The 18,297-nt window shown below is 69.8% G+C and carries 14 protein-coding genes; 7 read left to right on the top strand and 7 right to left on the bottom strand.

Translation table 11 applies throughout. From position 1 onward, the window contains the following. Positions 1–45 precede the first annotated feature (45 nt). From AC3WQM_RS22670 to AC3WQM_RS22660, 3 genes are read left to right on the top strand one after another with little or no spacing between them, the layout of a single operon-like run. Positions 46–1,134 carry an isopenicillin N synthase family dioxygenase gene (locus tag AC3WQM_RS22670; protein ID WP_492681860.1) on the top strand — a complete coding sequence of 363 codons (1,089 nt, stop codon included), beginning with the start codon at positions 46–48 and terminating at the stop codon, positions 1,132–1,134. 1 nt (position 1,135) lies between these two features. Beyond that, positions 1,136–2,572, top strand: a complete 1,437-nt coding sequence (locus tag AC3WQM_RS22665; protein WP_492681858.1) for an aldehyde dehydrogenase family protein — start codon at positions 1,136–1,138, stop codon at positions 2,570–2,572. A gap of 13 nt (positions 2,573–2,585) precedes the next feature. Continuing rightward, positions 2,586–3,338 carry an SDR family oxidoreductase gene (locus AC3WQM_RS22660; RefSeq protein WP_369645956.1) on the top strand — a complete coding sequence of 251 codons (753 nt, stop codon included), beginning with the start codon at positions 2,586–2,588 and terminating at the stop codon, positions 3,336–3,338. A 13-nt stretch (positions 3,339–3,351) separates the two neighbouring features. On the opposite strand, the gene AC3WQM_RS22655 is transcribed toward AC3WQM_RS22660, so the two are convergent. Genes AC3WQM_RS22655 through AC3WQM_RS22640 form a run of 4 tightly spaced genes read right to left on the bottom strand, consistent with a single transcriptional unit; the run spans position 3,352 to position 7,514 of the window. After that, positions 3,352–3,873 carry a Csu type fimbrial protein gene (locus AC3WQM_RS22655; protein ID WP_492681856.1) on the bottom strand — a complete coding sequence of 174 codons (522 nt, stop codon included), beginning with the start codon at positions 3,871–3,873 and terminating at the stop codon, positions 3,352–3,354. Further along, on the bottom strand, positions 3,843–6,164 hold the full coding sequence (locus AC3WQM_RS22650) for a fimbria/pilus outer membrane usher protein (protein WP_492681854.1): 2,322 nt from the start codon (positions 6,162–6,164) through the stop codon (positions 3,843–3,845). Before AC3WQM_RS22650 ends, AC3WQM_RS22655 begins: the two co-directional genes overlap by 31 nt. A 1-nt stretch (position 6,165) precedes the next feature. Then, positions 6,166–6,975 (bottom strand): fimbrial biogenesis chaperone, encoded by an 810-nt coding sequence (locus tag AC3WQM_RS22645; RefSeq protein ID WP_492681852.1) that lies wholly within the window; start codon positions 6,973–6,975, stop codon positions 6,166–6,168. An 8-nt stretch (positions 6,976–6,983) separates the two neighbouring features. After that, positions 6,984–7,514, bottom strand: a complete 531-nt coding sequence (locus tag AC3WQM_RS22640) for a Csu type fimbrial protein (protein WP_492681850.1) — start codon at positions 7,512–7,514, stop codon at positions 6,984–6,986. A 397-nt stretch (positions 7,515–7,911) separates the two neighbouring features. On the opposite strand from AC3WQM_RS22640, the gene AC3WQM_RS22635 reads away from it, so the two are divergent. Next, positions 7,912–8,601: an EAL domain-containing protein gene (locus AC3WQM_RS22635; RefSeq protein ID WP_492681848.1), complete on the top strand. Its 690-nt coding sequence runs from the start codon at positions 7,912–7,914 to the stop codon at positions 8,599–8,601. Between the two features lie 27 nt (positions 8,602–8,628). Here AC3WQM_RS22635 and AC3WQM_RS22630 read toward each other — a convergent pair whose 3' ends face one another. The 3 genes from AC3WQM_RS22630 to AC3WQM_RS22620 all read right to left on the bottom strand — a co-directional run bounded on the left by AC3WQM_RS22630 (position 8,629) and on the right by AC3WQM_RS22620 (position 13,886). Next, a complete protein-coding gene (locus tag AC3WQM_RS22630; RefSeq protein ID WP_492681846.1) occupies positions 8,629–10,527 on the bottom strand; it encodes a GspE/PulE family protein in 1,899 nt (632 codons plus the stop codon). A gap of 48 nt (positions 10,528–10,575) precedes the next feature. After that, positions 10,576–13,299 carry a sensor domain-containing diguanylate cyclase gene (locus tag AC3WQM_RS22625; protein WP_492681844.1) on the bottom strand — a complete coding sequence of 908 codons (2,724 nt, stop codon included), beginning with the start codon at positions 13,297–13,299 and terminating at the stop codon, positions 10,576–10,578. A gap of 194 nt (positions 13,300–13,493) precedes the next feature. Further along, the gene (locus tag AC3WQM_RS22620; RefSeq protein WP_492681842.1) at positions 13,494–13,886 is read right to left on the bottom strand and encodes an STN domain-containing protein; all 393 of its coding nucleotides are present in this window, start codon (positions 13,884–13,886) and stop codon (positions 13,494–13,496) included. 272 nt (positions 13,887–14,158) lie between these two features. Here AC3WQM_RS22620 and AC3WQM_RS22615 point away from each other — a divergent pair, with 272 nt between their 5' ends. The 3 genes from AC3WQM_RS22615 to AC3WQM_RS22605 all read left to right on the top strand — a co-directional run bounded on the left by AC3WQM_RS22615 (position 14,159) and on the right by AC3WQM_RS22605 (position 18,296). Further along, positions 14,159–14,731, top strand: coding sequence for an RNA polymerase sigma factor (locus AC3WQM_RS22615; RefSeq protein ID WP_235944170.1), 573 nt, complete (start codon positions 14,159–14,161; stop codon positions 14,729–14,731). Next, on the top strand, positions 14,728–15,726 hold the full coding sequence (locus tag AC3WQM_RS22610) for a FecR family protein (RefSeq protein WP_492681840.1): 999 nt from the start codon (positions 14,728–14,730) through the stop codon (positions 15,724–15,726). Before AC3WQM_RS22615 ends, AC3WQM_RS22610 begins: the two co-directional genes overlap by 4 nt. A gap of 71 nt (positions 15,727–15,797) precedes the next feature. Then, on the top strand, positions 15,798–18,296 hold the full coding sequence (locus tag AC3WQM_RS22605) for a TonB-dependent receptor (RefSeq protein ID WP_492681838.1): 2,499 nt from the start codon (positions 15,798–15,800) through the stop codon (positions 18,294–18,296). The last annotated feature ends 1 nt before the right edge of the window (position 18,297 follow it).

The following is an 18,297-nucleotide window of genomic DNA, read 5'->3' as shown; positions in this document are numbered from 1 at the left end:
GGACCCTGCCCACCCACCCTTTCCAACCACAGGAGACAAAAGACCATGACAGCCAACCCCCGTGCCATCCCTCCCACCGTCGCACCGTCCGAAAAGGTGAAGGCCGCCATCGCGGCCGCGAAGGAACTGCCGCTGCTCGATGTCGGCCCCTACCTGGCCGGCGAGCCCGGCGCGCTGGAACAACTGGCCGCCGACGTGAAGCTCATCCAGGAGAACCTGGGCTTCTTCGCCATCGTGAACCACGGCATCCCGCAGTCGCTCATCGACGAGTCGTTCGCGCAGACCGCCAAGCTGTTCGAGTTGGCGATGGAAGAGAAACTGCGTCACCGCGTCGGCTACCACCACCAGGGCTACCTGCCGCCGAAATCGTCGATCCTGAAGTCGACCGCCATCATGGAAAAGATCGCGGTCAACACCAAGAAGGACACCAACGCCGCCTGGCTCTTCATGCGCAACCGCGACGCCGACGACCCCAAGGTGCGCGCCAACGTGCGCCACCGCGGCCTGAACCAGTGGCCCGAGAGCCTGCCGGCCTTCAAGGCCGCGCTGCATGCCTACCAGAGCGCGATGGAAAAGCTCTCGCTGAAGCTGCTGCCCATCTACGCGCGTGCGCTCGGCCTGCGCGCCGAGCACTTCGATCCGATGTTCAAGGCGCCCGAGTACTACCAGCGCTGCGCCTACTACCACCCCGAGGAGCACATGGACGAAGGCCAGTACGCGCTGGCGCCGCACTCCGACGGCAGCTTCCTCACGCTGCTGCCGATGACGCCGGTGCCGGGCCTGCAGGTGATGACGCCGGCCAAGGAGTGGCTCAAGGTGAGCTACGTGAAGGACGCGCTCATCGTCAACACCGGGCAGGTGCTCAACCGCCTGTCGAACGACCACTTCATTGCCACGCCGCACCGCGTGGTCAACCCGCCGATGAAGCGCTATGCGCTGACCTTCTTCTTCTACCCCGACGACGACGCCAGCGTGGCGCCCATTCCCGAGTGCATCGCACCGGGCGAGCAGGCGCGCTACGACACGCGCTCGTTTTACGACTTCTTCGTGCCCTACCTGGACGACCTGTACCACTACAACGACCCCAACTTCATGAAGGAGGTCGAGCCCGCCGGCGTGACCGCGCAGGCCTGAGATGAAACGCCAGATGCTGATCGACGGCCGCTGGGTCGATGCGCGCTCGGGCGAGACCCTGGCGGTGCTCGACCCGTGCAGCGCGCAGCCCTTCGGCACCCTCGCCCGCGGGCGGGCCGAGGACGTGGACCTGGCGGTGGCCGCCGCGCGCCGCGCGCTCGACGGCGCCTGGGGCCGCATGACGGCCACCGAGCGCGGGCGCATCCTGCAGCGCCTGGCGCAGCTCATCCTGGCCAACGGCGAGGCGCTGGCGCAGCTGGAGGCGCGCGACACCGGCAAGCCGATGGCCGTGGCGCGCGCCGACGCGGCGGCGGTGGCGCGCTACTTCGAGTTCTACGGCGGCGCGGCCGACAAGGTGCACGGCCAGACCATTCCGTACCTGAACGGCTACAACGTGAGCGTGGTGCGCATCCCGCACGGCGTGACGGCGCACATCATCCCGTGGAACTACCCGGCGCAGATGATGGGCCGCACGCTGGCGCCCGCGCTGGCGATGGGCAACGCGGCGGTGGTCAAGCCGTCGGAGGACGCGTGCCTGAGCGCTCTCAAGCTCGCCGAGCTGGCGATGGAGGCCGGCCTGCCGCCGGGCGCGCTGAACATCGTCACCGGCCTGGGCACCGAGGCCGGCGCCGCGCTCACGGCGCACCCGGGCATCGACTTCGCGACCTTCACCGGTTCGCCCGAGGTCGGCATGCAGGTGCAGCAGGCCACCGCGCGCCACCACGTGCCCTGCGTGCTGGAGCTGGGCGGCAAGTCGCCGCAGATCGTGTTCGACGACGCCGACCTGGCCAAGGCCGCGCCCGTCATCGTGCGCGCCATCGTGCAGAACGCCGGCCAGACCTGTTCGGCGGGCAGCCGGCTGCTGGTGCACAAGGGCATCTACGACCGCTTCGTCGACACCATCGCGACGCACTTCGCGGCCCTGAAGGTCGGCACCCCGGAACAGGACCTGGACTGCGGGCCGATGATCAACGCGCGGCACCAGGCGCGCGTGCAGGCCATCGTGCGCGAGGCGGTGGCCGAAGGCGTGCCGCGCCTGGCCGAAGGCCGGCTCGCGGACGGCCTGTCGCCCGAAGGCTTCTTCGTCGCGCCCGTGCTCTTCGGCCCGGTGCCGCGCACGCACCGGCTGGCGAGCCAGGAGATCTTCGGCCCCGTGCTCGCGGCGATGCCCTTCGACGACGAGGACGACGCGGTGCAGCTGGCCAACGCCACCGAGTACGGCCTGGTGGCCGGCGTGTGGACCGAGAACGGCAACCGCCAGGCGCGCATGGCGCGGCGGCTGGCGAGCGGGCAGGTGTTCATCAACTGCTACGGTGCGGGAGGCGGTGTCGAGCTGCCCTTCGGCGGCGTGAAGAAGAGCGGCTACGGCCGAGAGAAGGGTCTGTTGGCGCTCGAGGAGATGAGCACCACCAAGACCGTCGTCCATCACTACGAATAAGGAGACAAACACCATGTCGATGCTGAACCAGAAGACGGCGATCGTCACCGGGGCGGGGAGCGGCTTCGGCGCCGCCATCGCCCGCGCGTATGTCGCGGCGGGCGCGAAGGTCGTGCTGGCCGATATCAACCTGGAGGCCGCGCAGGCGGTGGCCTCGGCGCTGGGCGACAACGCCATGCCCGTGGCCTGCGACGTGACGCGCTTCGAGCAGGTGCAGGCGCTGGTCGAACAGGCGAGGGCGCGTTTCGGCGGGCCCGACATCGTCATCAACAACGCGGGCACCACGCATCGCAACCAGTCGATGCTCGAGGTCGACGAGGCCACCTTCGACCGCGTGTTCTCGGTGAACGTGAAGTCGATCTACCACATGGCCCGCGCCGTCGTGCCGGTGATGAAGGCGAACGGGGGCGGCGTGATCCTCAACGTCGGCTCGGTCGGCGCCATCCGGCCGCGGCCCGGCCTCACCTGGTACAACAGCTCGAAGGGCGCGGTGCGGGTCATGACGAAGTCGATGGCGGTCGAGCTCGCGCCCGACGGCATCCGCGTGAACCTCATCGCGCCGGTGATGGCCGCCACGGGCCTGCTGCAGGACTTCATGGGCGTGGCCGACACGGCCGACAACCGCGCGCGCTTCGTCTCGACGATTCCGCTGGGGCGCATGTGCGATCCGGAAGACGTGGCGAATGTCGCGGTGTTCCTGGGCAGCCCGCAGGCGCGCTTCCTGACGGGGGTGGAGATGCCGGTGGACGGCGGGCGGTCGATCTGAGCGTGCCGCTGTCTCAGTACGTCACGGTCACCGTGATGGTGCTGCTGTAGGGACCCGGTGCCACGTACTGGCCGGCCGGAATGCGGCCGTAGACGGTGTGGGGGCGCAGCGTGGTGACGCCACCGAGGTTCGCCAGCGCGCTGTAGCTGTCGCTGACGCTGTTGAGGCCCCAGACGGTGCTGCGCGCGTTGGTGGTGTAGAGGTTGTAGCCCAGCGGTGTGGCACCGACCGGGCCCACCATCTGCCGGCTGGTGATGTTGCCGGCCGAGCCCGCGTCCAGGCTGATCGTGAACGACAGCGTCACCAGGATGCCCAGGCCCGTGACCGTGCCGGCGACGGTCACGGTCGAGGTGTTGTCCTTGGGCGTCGCGACGGCCGGGTCGTAGTTGCCGAAGGCCAGCGCTGTCGCGCTGACGGTGGCGCTGCAGCTGAACACGCCCACGCCCGAGCACGCGGCCCGCGACGCGCCCGGGGCCAGCAGCCCCGCCAGCGCCAGCGCGGCGGTCAGCGCGGGGACGACGACACGGGTTCGCATCGGTAAGGTCCCATCGAGGGCAGTGCGCCGGCGGCGCGGTCGGGCGCGCCCAGCGTGAAGCGGCAATGGCCGTTCTTCCATCGCGCCTCGAAGCGCTCGTTCGGCTGCGGGTCGTCGACCGACACGAGGCCGTGAAAGCCCGACAGCAGCGAGGTGCCGCGCGCCGGTCGCATCACGTCGATGCCCGGCGGCAGCGGGCTGCCATCGGGCAGCAGCACCGTGATGTTCGCGATGGCCTCGCGCGCGATGTCGAAGCTGGCCTGCGCCACGCCCTTGTAGCGCGGCACCACGCGCAGCACGTCGCTGCGCACCTGCGCCTCGATCGGCAGGTCGCCGTTGTCGATGCTGATGTGGTTGGGCTCGTAGGCGCGCAGGCCCGAGACGACGGCGCGGCCTTCGCTGTCGGTGGTGGTCCAGGGCTGGTTCTCGCGGTAGACCTTCACGCCGGCGGCGCCGGGCACGGTCACGAGCGCGAAGGCGTCGTCCGATTGGCGCGTGGCAAAGCCCACGCCGCCCGCAAAACCCACGGCGCCGCTGGCGCGCAGGCGCACCGCGGTCTGGCCCTGCGCGCGTGCCGCTTCGGCCGCGAGCGTGCCGTAGCGACCGCGCCAATCGACGCCGGCTTCGCTGCGCGCGTTCTCGCCGTCGGCGGCGCGCAGCCGGTAGCCCCAGCCGGTGTCGTTGGGCGGCTGCTGCACCCACTCGGCCACGGCCGAATGGCCGCCCGGCTTCTGCTGCTGCACCGAGAGCGTGGCGTGCTGGCGTTCGCCGAGCGTGAAGCTGAGGCTGACGTTCACCGAGGTGATGGAGCGCTTGCCGTCCTGGCGCGTGTGGGCCACCGAGGTGCCGAGCCAGGCGTTGCCGCCGAGGCTGATCGACCAGCTGGCGGTGGTCACGCCGATGTGCTCGCCGGTGTTGTAGCGCAGCCGCGTGTGGCTCGCGCCCAGCGTGCCGTAGCGGCCCAGCGAGCGGCCTGCGAAGAGTTGGGTCTGTGCGTCGGTGTGCACGGGGCTGTCGTGCCAGGCGATCTGCGTGAAGCCGCGGCTGGCCACCTGGCGGCTCACCGAGAAATTCCATTCATCGCTGGTGCGCGTGTAGGCGGCGCGCCAGAGGCGGCCGCTGTCGCCGTCCCTGCTGCGGCTGGCGGCGCCGTGCAGCGAGAGCTCGCCCAGCGTGCCCCAGACCCAGGTCACGCCGGCGCCCGCGGTCTGGCTGCGCGCGCTGGCTTCGCCGCGTGTTTCGACGGTCACGCTGTCGTTCACGCCGTACCGCCACGTGCCGGCGACGAAGGGCGGGCCGTAGTCGAAGCTGCGCTCGCCGTAGCGCAGCCGCGTCCAGCCCGCTTCGAGCGAGTAGTCGGACAGGCCCGCGCGCAGCAGGTTCGAGCTCACGTAGTAGGGCGTGGTCACGGTGCGCTGCACGCCGAGCGCGTCGGTGACGGCGAAGCGCATCTCGCCCGCGCCGGTGAGCACGGGCACGTCGCTGAACGCGAAGGGGCCGGCATCGACACGCCGTTGATAACGCAGCGTGTCGTTCACATACACCTCCACCGCCGACGGCACGGCCGCACCGCCGCGCAGGGTCGGCATCGGGTAGCTGATGAAGCCGGGCTGCAAGCCGAAGCGGGTGCCGAACTGCACGCCGCCGAAGCGAAAGGGCGTGGACCACGCGGCGGCCTGCGTGACCGAATCGCCCACCGTGAGGCGCGTGAGCCGCGCGGGGTCGTCGCGGCGAAAGTAGCTGTCCAGCCGCGTCGTGCCGCGCCCGCCGAACGCGGACTGGCCGGCAACGAGGCTCGTGCCCACCAGCCCCCAGTCGCCCGAGGCAGCCGCATCGAAATAGCCCGAGGCGCGCGTGCCTTCTCGGTCGTGCTGCAAGGCCAGGTCGTAGTTGAGAAAGGCCCCGAAGGCCGAGGCCGACAGTGGCGGGCGGTCGCCCGCGTGCGCATGCACGGTGCCCAGCGTGAACGCCTCGGCGGGCACGCTCAGGTCCACGCTCTGCGCGCCTTCGTCGAGCTGCAGCTGCGCGCCGGGCAGCGCGCGCAGGTCGTAGTAGTCGGTGCCGTCGCGCTGCAACGCCGCGGTGGCGGGCCGCACCAGGCGCCAGGCCGCGAAGTCGGGCGCCGACGCCAGCAGCTGGGCGCCGCGCCGCAAGAGCGGTCGCGGCGCGGGCTGGCTCAGGCCGTTGATGCGCACGTCGAGGATCGCGGGCTGCACCTCGCCCGCCATGTCAGCGGGTGAGGTCTGTGCGCAGGCCACGCGCAGGCCCAGCCAGCCGCAGCAGACCCACAAGCTAGCGTGGCGTGGCGGGCGCACGGGGCACGCGCACGGTGGCGCTGGACGACGCCTCGGGGGCATCGGTGGCGGCCTCGACCTGCAGCCGGGTGTCGGGCGGCAGGGCGGGCAGTTCGATGTCGATGCCGGCCGACTGCCCGGCCAGCGCGTACTGCGACAGGCTCTTGCGCAGCAGCTCGGTGCCGTCCTCGCGGCGCACCACGAGCTGCGTGACCTGGATGTGCTCGCTGCCCTGGTTGTCGAACACCAGCCGCCAGGCCGTGCCTGCCGTGCCGGTGGCGCGCGCCGAAGGCTGCAGCGACCATTGCAGCGCGCGGCGCAGCTGCAACGGCGGCACGAAGATCGGTACGCCGATGCGCAGCAGCGTCTGCACCTTCGCGCCCTCGGCGCCGTCCGCCGGCAGGGCCTGGTCGCGCGGCAGCTGGCGCAGGAAGACGCGGTAGCTGCGCTCGCCGGCGTCGGCCGGCACCTGCAGCCCGAGGCGCACGATCTGCCGCCCGCCCGGCGGCAGGCGGAAGATGGCCGGGTTGACCAGCACGTCGCGCGTGGGTTCGTAGGCATCGCGCCCGTCCTGCTGCGACCACGCCACCACCTCGGCCTGCACGGCGACCTCGGTGTCCTCGGCGTTGCCCATGGTGAGCGAGGCGACCGGGCGCTGCGGCGTGAGCACGATGCGCAGCGGCGCCACGCTGAGGCTGGTGGCCGCGGCGGGAGCGGGAGCAAGGGCGGCCAGCAGCAGGCCGGCCCCCCATGCGACTGGCAGCAGGGCGCGACGCATGCCGTGGCGGCCTGCGGTGAAGGCGGTCAACGGCGCCCTCAATAGGTCAGCGAGACCGTGATCGTGTCCGTGTAGTCGATGGCCGGCGCCGCGGTGTACTGCCCCGTGGGAATCAGGCCGTAGATCGTCTGCGTCTGGGGCGTCCCGTTGCCGACGTAGCCGGTGCCGGCGACGCTGTTGTCCCAGTTGGTCTGGTGCGCGCTGTCCTTGAAGAGGCCGTAGCCCAGCGTGTTGTTGCCGGCGGCCGCCGTGGCGCTGGTCATCAGGCGGTTCGTGACCGACGCGCCCGAGCCGCTGCCCGCGCTCAGGCCGAGCGAGTAGGGCGTGCCGAAGGTGCAGGTCACGTTGAGGCTGGTGGTGCCGGCCAGCGCGGTGGCTGACGCCGGGTCGTACGGTCCGAACGCCAGCGTGGCCGGCGTGGTCATGAGGCAGGCCTTGAGCACGGTGGCCGTGACCTGGAAGGTCGTGGTCGTCGTGACCGCCTGCGCGGGCAGCAATGTCAACAAGGCACCGACGGGCAGCACGGTACGGGCCAGTGTGCGAAGGAGGGAGCGAGGCTGGTGGCGCATCGGACGGGACCTTTCATCGGTGACTGGAAACCCGGGAACGACAGTGAAAACCCACCCACCGTTTCCAGTAGTGGGCGCCCCCTTTCTAACCAATCTCTCCCCGACGGGACATAGGACGCAGCCCTGTCGTCGACAGCTTGCTACAGATTTTTCTGATACCGGGAAAACACACGAGTGATTTCGGTCTACAGCCCGGGCCGGACCTAGGTCGGATGTCTTCATGGGGCGCGACCTGTTGTCGCAGGGGGTGGTGCGTGCGGTGTATAGAACCGTTTACATTTACGCTCTTGGGAGTCGCCATCCAACGCCATTGCAACCTTGCCCGCGAGGTCCATCCAACGTGATCGCCGAAATACATGCTGAAGCCGCGCCTGCTGGCCTCGCCTCGGGGTTCACCATGGCGTTCCAGCCCATCGTGGACCTGGGCCGGCACGAGATCTATGCGCACGAGGCGCTGGTGCGCGGCCTGTCGGGCGAAGGCGCCGCCGAGGTGCTGGGGCGCGTCGATCCGGTCGACCGCTTCGCCTTCCACGAAGCCTGCCGCGTCAAGGCCATCGAGATCGCCTCGCGCCTGGGCATGAAGTCGCGCCTGAGCCTCAACGTCATGCCCAACGACGTCGCGGGGCAGGCCGAGTGCTTCCGCACCGCCATGGCTGCCGCCAAGCGCTGCAAGTTTCCGGTGCGCCAGCTGATGTTCGAGATCACCGAGGGCGAGCGCGTGCGCGACCTGCACGGCCTGGCTGACACCTTCCGCGCCTTCAAGCGCCACGGCTTCACCTCGGCCATCGACGATTTCGGCGCCGCCTACGCGGGCTTCGAGCTGCTGGCCGCGTTCCAGCCCGACGTGGTGAAGATCGACCTGAGCCTGATCCGCGGCATCCATGCCGACCCGGTGCGACTCACCATCGTGCGCGGCTTCGTCGCCACCTGCGACGAGCTGCAGATCCGTGTGATCGCCGAAGGCGTGGAGGCGGCCGAAGAGGTGCGCGCCTTGCGCGAGATCGGCGTGGAACTGTTTCAGGGCTACCTGTTCGCGCGGCCGGCCATCGCCACGCTGCCGGCGGTGGCGTGGGACGCCGCCGCCTGAGACTTCCCTGACCTCCGACGTTGGAGGTCAGACGTTGCTGGTCGCGCGCACTTCCTCGAGCGTGGTCCGGCCCGCCAGCACCTTTTCGATGCCGTCCTGACGCAGCGTGCGCATGCCTTCGCGCATGGCTGCGTCCTGCAGTTCCTCGGCGCGCGCGCCGCCCTGCACCAGCCGGCGCAGGCCCTTCGACATCACCATGAGTTCATGGATGCCCAAGCGGCCCTTGAAGCCGGTGTCGTTGCAGTGCTTGCAGCCGGTGCTCGTGTAGGTCTGGATGTGCCCGTCGCGCCCGTAGCGCTGCAGCCAGTCGGCGCGCACGGCGTCGCGCGCGGCCGGCGTGTCCTGCGCGCCGAAGGCATGCATGTAGTCGGCCAGCAGCTCCTCGACCGCCTCGCTGGTCGCCGGACGGCTCTGCACGCACTGCGGGCACAGGCAGCGCACCAGCCGCTGCGCCAGCACGGCCAGCAGCGAGTCGGCGAAGTTGAACGGGTCCATGCCCATGTCGAGCAGGCGCGTCACGGTTTCGGGCGCGCTGTTGGTGTGCAGCGTCGACAGCACGAGGTGGCCGGTGAGCGAGGCCTCGATGGCGGTCTTCGCGGTCTCGGCGTCGCGGATCTCGCCGACCATGATCACGTCGGGATCGGCGCGCACGAAGGCGCGCAGCGCCTTGGCAAAGGTCCAGTCGATGCGCGGGTTGACCTGCACCTGGCGCAGGCCCGGCTGCGTGATCTCGATGGGGTCTTCGGCGGTCCAGATCTTGCGCTCGGGCGTGTTGATGCGCATGAGCGCTGAGTGCAAGGTGGTGGTCTTTCCCGAGCCTGTCGGGCCCACGCACAGCACCATGCCGTAGGGCCGGTCGACCGCCTGCGACAACTGCGCCAGGTTGCGCTCCGACAAGCCCAGCGCATCCAGCGCGATGGGCTTGGCCGAGGCCAGGATGCGCATCACGACGTCTTCCAGGCCGTTGTTGGTCGGGATGGTGGCCACGCGCAGCTCGATGCGGTGCTGCGGCGAGTACTTCGAGAAGTTGATCTTGCCGTCCTGCGGCTTGCGCTTTTCGCTGATGTCCAGGTCACACATGATCTTCACGCGCGCCACCACCGCGTTGCGGTAACTGGGCGGCAGCTCCAGGTAGGTGTAGAGCCGGCCGTCGCGGCGAAAGCGGATGCGCGTCTTTTCCTGCCCCGGGTCGCTCTCGATGTGGATGTCGGAGGCGCCCTCGCGATGCGCCTCGAGGATCATGCTGTTGATCATGCGCACCAGCGAGTTGTCCGACTGCTCCACGGGCGGCTCGCCGGCGGCGGGCGCGGCGGTCGACTCTTCCTTCTCGAGTGTCTTCAGCAGCGTGCTGGTGCCCGTCATGTCGAACTCGAGCGGGCGCATCGGGTCGTTCATGTCGATCACCGGCCGGTCGGCCGCCACCTGGCCGACCTTCTCGTAGGCCTTGTGCAGCACGCCGTCCAGGTCCAGGCACTGGCCCAGCACGGGAATGATCTTCGTCTGCGCGATGAACTCCACCTCGTCGATCACCGCGTGCCGGTTGACCGGGTCGTCGAGCGCCACCACCAGGCGCCCGCCGTGCAGCATGAGCGGCATCACCTGCAGGCGCCGCGCGGCCTCGTGGCCCACCTTGCGCAGCGCGTCGGCCGCGGCCGGAAACACATGAAGGTTCACCAGCGGGTAGCCCATCTTGCGCACCAGCGCGGTCTGCAGCTGGCCGCGGCTCACGACGCCCATGCGCACCAGCGTCTCGCCCAGCGGCACCGTGGGCTCGCGCTGCTGCTGCTGGAGCGCCGCGTCGAGTTGCGCCTGCGTGATCATGCCCAGCGACATCAGCGCCTGGCCGATGCGCGCGATCGGCATGCGGCTTTGCAGGTCGAGCTCCTGCACGAGCTGTTCGGGCATGACGACTTCGGTGGCTGCCATGGATCGGTCTCCTGGTGGGGGTGAGGGGGCGCGGCGGGTGTGCCGACGCTAACGGTAAAACGCGAAACGGTTGCGGCCCTGCGACTTGGCCGCGTAGAGCGCCGTGTCCGCCCGCGCGAGCAGTTCGCCGGCACCGACGCTGGCATCGACCGTCTCGACGAACACGATGCCGATGCTGGTCGTGACGTCCAGCCGCCGGCCTTCCACGGGGAACGCCGGCGCCGCGATCTGCGAGACGATCTTGTGCGCCACGCCCGCCACCGCGTCCTGCGAGTGCACGTTCTCCAGCACGATCACGAACTCGTCGCCGGCCAGGCGCACCACCGTGTCGGTCTCGCGCACGCTGGCGCGCAGGCGGCGCGCATATTCGGCCAGCACGCCGTCTCCGGTGGAATGGCCGAGGGTGTCGTTGATGGCCTTGAAGTGGTCGATGTCCAGGAACATCAGCGCCATGCCGCCTTCGGCGCGGCGCACGCGCGACATGGCCGCGGGCAGCTGCTCGTTGAAGGCCAGCCGGTTCGGCAGGCCGGTCAGCACGTCCATGCGCGCCAGCTCGATGAGCTTGCGCTCGGCCTCCTTCAGCGCCGTGACGTTGAAGGTCATGAGGTAGAAGCCCGGCACGCGGCCCGCCAGGTCCTTGTCGGGAATCAGGTTGACCTGGAAGTGCGCCTCGCGGTCGTTCACCGGCACCTGCACCGCGTACTGCGTGGCCTTGCCGGCCAGCACCGTGGGCAGGTGGGGCGTGTGCTGCATGTACACCGTCTCGCCCACGGCCGAGCGCAGCGTCACGCCCTCGAGCGGCGCGCGGTCGTCCAGGCCCGCCATGCGCCGCGCGCGGCTGTTGCCGTACAGGCAGTTCTCGTCGCGGTCGAAGTAGGCCACCAGCGCCGGGATGTTGTCGGTCACGTCGCGCAGGCGCTTTTCCTGCTGCGTGAGGGCGCGGCGGATGTTCACTTCGTCGGTGATGTCGAAGGTCATCGCGAACACGCCGTGCACCATGCCCTCTGCGTCCTGGTCGGGGATGTAGTGGGCCTTGAAGGTGCGGTCGCCGATGCCCAGCGCGACATCGCCGGCCTTCTCGATGATGACTGTCTCGCCCGCCAGCGCGCGCTCCATGTAGGGGCGCACCACCGCGAAATCGGCCTCGCCCCGCACCGCCGGCATCCACCGGCCGACCAGCGGGTCGCCGCGGTGCAGCGTGCGCACCTTGGCGTTGACGAAGGTGTAGTGCAGCGTGGCGTCGACGTGCGAGACCAGCGCGGGAATGTTGTCGGCGATGGTGCGGATCTGCGCCTCGCTGTGCGCCAGCTCGAGCTCGATGCGCTTGCGCTGCGTGATGTCGAAGGTCATCGCGTAGTAGCCGCACACCTGCCCCTGCGCGTCGAGCTCGGGGATGAGGTCGGTCTGGAAGAAGTGCTCTTCCTCGTCGCGGTGCGCGGCGCCGCGCCGCTCGAAGGACACGGCCTCGCCGGACAGCACGCGGCGCAGGCTGTTCTCCAGCGTCGGGTCGTCGTGCAGGCCGCTCATGCTCTGCACGGGCTGGCCCACCAGCTCTTCCACGCTGTAGCCCAGCTCCTCGCACAGCCGCGCATTCACGAAGGTGTAGCGGCCCTGCGCGTCGGCGTGCGAGATCATGGCCGGCAGGTTGTCGGTGATGTCGCGCAGGAACTTCTCGCTGGCCTGGTGCTGTTGCATGAGGCGGTCGAAGGTGCGCGAGAGGTCGCCGATCTCGTCGTCCGGGTAGGTGCGCGCCACGGCCGCCTGCGTGGGCGCCGCGTGGGCGTCGAGCATGTGGCGGTGCAGCCCGGTGAGCGGGCGCAGCTGCTGGCGCACCACGGCCAGCGCGAGCGCGCCGGCCAGCACCGCCAGCACGATGGCGCCGATCCACGCGCTGCGCTCGATGCTGTCGATGCGGGCAAAGGCCTCGTGGCGCGGGTACATCGAGCCCATGATCCAGTCGGTCTGGCGGATGCGCTTGAAGGCGTACAGGCCGGGCACGCCCGCATGGTTGACGCCTTCGATGGTGCCTTCGAAGCCGCCGATCGCGCGGTCGAGGTCGGGCGCGTCGTCGGCCATGGCCATGTTGGCCTGCTTGAGCACGCGGTCGGCCAGCGGGTGGTCGATCACGACGCCGTCGGCGGTGGTGATGAACACGTAGCCCGTCTGGCCGAAGCGCACGTCGGCCAGCTCGCCCAGGATGTTGCGCTCCTTCAGGTTGATGGAGCCGGAGATCACGAACAGCACCCGGCCGGCCGCATCGAGCACGGGCTCGGTGATGGCGACCTGCGCCAGGCCGTTGAGCCGGTTGCGGTAGGGCTGCGAGATCAGGCCGGTGCGCGCGGCGACCGTGTCCTTGAAGTACGCGCGGTCCTTCACGTTCACCTTGCCGATCTGCTGCGCGCCGTTCAGGTTGGCGACCAGCTCGCCGTCCGTGTCGAGGAAGGCGACGTTGTCGAACGCCGCCCGCAGGGACTGGTGCTTTTCGAGAAAGGGCTGCAGCGGCGCGGCGTTCGTGATGCCGTGCGAGCTCACGCTTTCGGCGACCGTCTTCAGCAGGATGCGCCGGCTGGCGAACTTCTGTTCCACCGCGCTCGCGATGGCCGACAGCCGCGCGAACTCCTCGTTGGCGATCGAGGCCTGCATGCGGTTCTTGACCAGGTGCAGCGCCACCGTGGCGATGATGAAGGTGGTGGCCAGCACGACCGCCGCAACGCCGACGCTGAGGCGCGTGTTCAGGCTGATGCGGCGTTTCGCGGTCGCGAAGAGTTTCATGGGCGTCGTGCGGGCAGTGCAGCGAAGCGGCGGGGACCACCGGCCGGGCCGGCCAGGGGGGCACGGCACACACCCTTCGCGCGTTGCGCAGCTAGTGTGTCAGAAAGTGCGAGAAATGCGCGCCATTCCGGTGCATCTCGCAGGGCCGTACGGCGCCGGCGTTGTCCCGCGCACGACGGGTGAAGTCGATCGTATTACTCGACTGTGCGCGGCGGCGGCTCCGAACGCGCGGCCGCGGGCGAGCGGGCCGGCGCAATGAGCACCATCGCGCCGTCCTGTCCGCGCCGCACGCGCAGGCGGGTGCCGTCGAGCAGGCGGTCCAGCGCCGCGTCGGTGGCGATCTTTCCCCTGATGCCCCGGGTCGAGAGGTCCTTGACGTCTTCCATCTTGTAGATGAGCTGCACGCCCGACTGGGCGATGTAGGCGTCGAGCGCGGGCCGCAGCTCGCCGCCCTTCACGTCGAACTCCCGCGCGTGGGCGAAGGCCAGCCCCGTCGCCAGCAGGCCGGCGGCGGCGATGAGGGCAAGGCGGGGGCGTCTGATGAAGAGGGCAAGGAGGGTGGGGGGCTGCCTCCGGATTCGAATCATGTCGGTCTGTGTTTCCGCGAATTGGTTTTTCTTCTGCCCCCGGTGAGACGAGTTCGCGGGCACTTTCCGGTAACGGGGCAAGGGGGAAAAGCCCTCGGGCCCGGCCTTCTAGAATTTGGGGAGCCGCCGCCGGGCACGGAAATTGGAAGAAATTTCGCCGGCGGACCCCTGTGCGTTACCGGAAATCTTCGGGCCGTTCGTCTCACTGTCTGTCGCCAATCCCGGCGGCCAGCCGTTCTCCTTTTCGGCCCTTCAATTTCCAGGAGCGCTTTGTGGTTCTCAGTGACTTGGACGCCTGGTTCGTCAGCGAGGTGCTGCCGATGGAAGCCGCGCTCACGCGTTTCCTTCGCCGCAACTGGCGCGACGACGCCGAAGTGCCCGACCTGCGGCAGGACGTCTACGTGCGCATTTACGAGTCCGCCTCCAGATCCATGCCCGACCAGGTCAAGCCCTTCGTTTTTGCCACCGCGCGCAACCTGCTGATCGACCGCGCCCGGCGCGCGCAGATCGTTTCCATCGAGATCATTGCCGACCTCGACGCGCTCGATTTCTCGGCCGACGAGCTCACGCCCGAACGCCATGCCGCCGGCCGCGGCGAGCTGCGGCTGCTGCAGACCGCGCTCGACGCGCTGCCCTCCAAATGCCGCCGCGTGGTCGAGATGCGCAAGATCGACGGGCTCTCGCAGCGCGAGGTCGCCACGCAGCTGGGCATCACCGAGGACACGGTGGAGCGGCAGGTCTCGCGCGGCGTGCGCGCGCTGGCCGACGCCTTGCTGTCGGGCGGCGTGCAGCTGGACACCAAGGCCTTCGGGCGAGCGCAGAACGAGCGGAGGCTCTCCACATGAGCGACGCCCAGCGCATTGAATCCGTGGCCGCCGACTGGCTGGCCCGCCGCGACAGCGGCGCCTGGACCGACACCGACCAGCAGCAGCTGGACGCCTGGATCGCCGCCTCCATCGCCCACCGCGTGGCGTGGCTGCGGCTGTCCAGCGCGTGGGAGCGCGGCGACCGGCTGGGCGCGCTGCGCACGCCGGCGATTCCCCTCCCTACGCCGGCTCCGGCACCCGCACCGCAGGCCGCACGGCCGGCGCCACGGCTGTCGCGCTTCTCGCTGCAACGCATCGCCGCCGGCGTGCTGGTGGCCGCCGCCGGCACCGCCTGGCTCGGCTGGCAGTACACGCAGGAAGAACGCGGCCAGCACTACGCCACGGCCGTGGGCGCGCGCCAGTCGGTGGCGCTGTCCGACGGCTCGAAGCTCACGCTGAACACCGCCACGCAGGTGCGCACAGCGGTGAACGACAGCGGGCGCAAGGTGTGGCTCGACGCGGGCGAGGCCTACTTCGACATCGCGCACGACAAGGCGCACCCCTTCGTCGTCATCGCCGGCGACCGCCGCATCACCGTGCTGGGCACGCGCTTCCTCGTGCGGCGCCAGGGCGACCAGGTGAACGTGACGGTGGAAGAAGGGCGCGTGCAGATCGCCGCGGCCAAGCCCGATGCCCGAAGCACCGAGCCCACCGTGCTCACGCGCAACCAGGCGGCGGTCACGCATGCCGACAACGTGCTCGTGATGTCCAAGGCGCCCAAGCAGGTCGACGACGAACTGAGCTGGCGCGAAGGCAAGCTGGTGTTCGACCAGACCACGCTGGGCGACGCGGCCGCGCAGTTCAACCGCTACAACCTGCGCAAGCTCGTGATCGCCGACCCGGTCATCGCGCAGGTGCGCATCGGCGGCAGCTTCGATGCGAACAACATGAGCGGCTTCGTGGGCCTTCTCAAGCAGGGCTTCGGCCTCGCGGCGCACGAGAGCGGCAACGAAATAAGAATTTCGAATCCCTGAATTACCGGAATGTGACGGGGCATTCGTCTCAGTGGGTACCCAAACAAATAACCACGCTGGAGACACACACAATGAATCGCACCGCGCCCCGCCCCGGCCTGCCGTCCCTGAAGAAGAGAACCTATTGGGCAGGGCTTCGGCCCTGGGTCATCGGCGGTGCGTGGGCGCTGGCGAGCGGCATGGCCGCGCACGCGCAGACGCAGACCCCGGCGCAGGGCTTCGACGTGAGCGGTGGCGATCTCAAGACCGCACTCGACGCCTACATCGCGCAGGGCGGCGTGCAGCTGCTCTACAAGGTTGACGACGTGAAGGGCGTGGCCACGCGCGGCGTGAAGGGTGCGCTCTCGCCGCAGGATGCGCTGGCGCGGCTGCTCGAAGGCACGCCGCTGCGCACGCGCCGCGGTGACGACGGTGCCATCGTGATCTACACGGCCGCTGCCGCCAAGCCGCAGGCCGACGAGACGCCGCAGTCGCTGGACAGCGTCACTGTCACCGCCACGCGCCGCCGCGAGCCGATCCGCGAAGTGCCGATGCAGGTCAACGTGATGCAGGCCGAGACGCTGGAGCGCGCTGGCGCCAAGAACCTGGCCGACTACGTGGCCGAGCAGCCGGGCGTGAACCTCACGAGCAGCGGCAGCGTGGGCGGCATCCTCACCATGCGCGGGCTGACCACCGGCCCGGTGCAGGGCATCGCCACCGTCGGCGTGTACGTGGACGACGTGGCCACCGGCCTGAGCTCGGCCGGCGCGCTCAGCGGCTTCACGCCGCTGGACATGGGCATGCTCGACCTGAACCACATCGAGGTGCTGCGCGGGCCGCAGGGCACGCTGTACGGCGCGGGCGCCATGAGCGGCGTGCTCAAGTACGTGACCAACCAGCCCGACACCATGGAGTTCGCGGGTTCGGTGAAGTTCGGCACCTCGTGGACCCAGGGCGGCGGCCCGGGCTTCACGGCCAATGCAGTGCTCAACGTGCCGCTCAAGGAAGACGTGGCGGCCGTGCGCATCGCCGCCTTCACCGACCAGGTGGGCGGCAGCTACGACGCCACCGGCCTGGGACGCGGACGCAATGTCGACCGCGGCCACACCGACGGCGGCCGGGTCTCGCTGCTGCTCACGCCCACGCGCGAACTCACGGTGCGCCTCACGGGCATGGTGCAGGACGTGCACCGCAAGGGCCTGGGCTTCGAGGACATCGACAAGCGCACCCTGCGCCCGTGGAGCTTCGAGCGCACGCGCCAGCTGGGCGGCCACGAGTCCTACCGCAACCTCTCGCAGCTGTTCGGCCTGGACGTGGAGTACGACTTCGGCTGGGCGCGCCTGAACTCGATCACCTCCGCGCAGGACGTGAAGATCAACAACTCGGTCGACCTCACCGCACTCTACGGCCCGGCCCTGGTCGCGATGCGCCTGCCGGTGGCCTCGGCGCCGCTGGCCAGCACCGTGGAGCAGCACCGCGTGAGCCAGGAACTTCGCCTGACCTCGCGCTCGGGCACCACCATCGAGTGGCTGGCGGGCCTGTACCTGAACCGCGAACGCGGCGCCAACGACGGCAACCTCAGCGCCAACCTCACCGGCGGGCTGGGCAGCAAGACCTTCCTGACGTCGACGCAGTTCTCGCGCTACCGCGAAGAGGCGCTCTACGGCGACGTGACCTGGAACGTGACGCCCGCGCTGTCGTTCACCGGCGGCGTGCGGCTGGCGCGCAACAACCAGCGCTACGGCAGCAAGCAATCGGGCACGCTGGTCGGCCCGGTCGACTCCAACGCGGCAGGCACCTCGTCGGAAAACCCCACCACCTACCTGGCCGCGGCCAAGTACACGCTGTCGGACACCAGCAACGTGTACTTCCGCGCGGCGAGCGGCTACCGCCCCGGCGGCCCGAACGTGCTGAAGGCCGACACCGACCGCAGGATCGTGCAGCCGATGTACAAGTCCGACTCGCTGTGGAGCTACGAGCTGGGCTACAAGGCCGACCTGCTGGACCGCAAGCTGTCGCTGGAGGCCGCGCTGTACGACATCGAATGGCGCGACGTGCAGCAGCCCACGAGGAGCGGCGGCTTCGTCTTCGTCACCAACGCCGGGGGCGCACGCATCAAGGGCGGCGAGCTCACGCTCAACTACAAGCCGAACAAGGCCTGGCGCTTCACCGCCAACGCCGCGGCCATCGACGCACGCCTGACCGAAGACGCGAAGGGCCTGGACGCCAGGGCGGGCACGCGCCTGCCGCAGACGCCGCGCTTTGCCACCACGCTGGGCGTGACGCACAACTTCAGCCTGGCCGACCACCCGGCCTACTTCGGCGTCAGCGCGCGCTACACCGGCAAGCGCGATGCGGGCTACCGCGGCAGCGCGACCATCCCGAGCATCAAGATGCCGGCCTTCACGCTGATCGACCTGCAGGCGGGCATCGACTTCCCGCGCTTCAACGTCTCGGCCTACGTGCGCAACCTGGCCAACAAGCGCGGCATCCTGTCGATCGACACCGGCCTGTCGGCGAACCCGAACCTGGTGCAAGCGGCGCTGTCGCCCGCGCGCACCATCGGCGTGAACGTCAACGTTCCGTTCTGAC

It is taken from the genome of Variovorax sp. FW301-JW7 (assembly GCF_058788795.1).
Note: the sequence above shows the minus strand (reverse complement) of the source record. Positions and strands in the feature narration are given on the sequence as shown.

Excerpts from the sequence above, each read along its gene's own strand:
- AC3WQM_RS22670 (WP_492681860.1), top strand. The coding sequence starts at position 46 with ATGACAGCCAACCCCCGTGCCATCCCTCCCACCGTCGCACCGTCCGAA.
- AC3WQM_RS22665 (WP_492681858.1), top strand. The coding sequence starts at position 1,136 with ATGAAACGCCAGATGCTGATCGACGGCCGCTGGGTCGATGCGCGCTCG.
- AC3WQM_RS22660 (WP_369645956.1), top strand. The coding sequence starts at position 2,586 with ATGTCGATGCTGAACCAGAAGACGGCGATCGTCACCGGGGCGGGGAGC.
- AC3WQM_RS22655 (WP_492681856.1), bottom strand. The coding sequence starts at position 3,873 with ATGCGAACCCGTGTCGTCGTCCCCGCGCTGACCGCCGCGCTGGCGCTG.
- AC3WQM_RS22640 (WP_492681850.1), bottom strand. The coding sequence starts at position 7,514 with ATGCGCCACCAGCCTCGCTCCCTCCTTCGCACACTGGCCCGTACCGTG.
- AC3WQM_RS22635 (WP_492681848.1), top strand. The coding sequence starts at position 7,912 with ATGGCGTTCCAGCCCATCGTGGACCTGGGCCGGCACGAGATCTATGCG.
- AC3WQM_RS22630 (WP_492681846.1), bottom strand. The coding sequence starts at position 10,527 with ATGGCAGCCACCGAAGTCGTCATGCCCGAACAGCTCGTGCAGGAGCTC.
- AC3WQM_RS22625 (WP_492681844.1), bottom strand. The coding sequence starts at position 13,299 with ATGAAACTCTTCGCGACCGCGAAACGCCGCATCAGCCTGAACACGCGC.
- AC3WQM_RS22620 (WP_492681842.1), bottom strand. The coding sequence starts at position 13,886 with ATGATTCGAATCCGGAGGCAGCCCCCCACCCTCCTTGCCCTCTTCATC.
- AC3WQM_RS22610 (WP_492681840.1), top strand. The coding sequence starts at position 14,728 with ATGAGCGACGCCCAGCGCATTGAATCCGTGGCCGCCGACTGGCTGGCC.
- AC3WQM_RS22605 (WP_492681838.1), top strand. The coding sequence starts at position 15,798 with ATGAATCGCACCGCGCCCCGCCCCGGCCTGCCGTCCCTGAAGAAGAGA.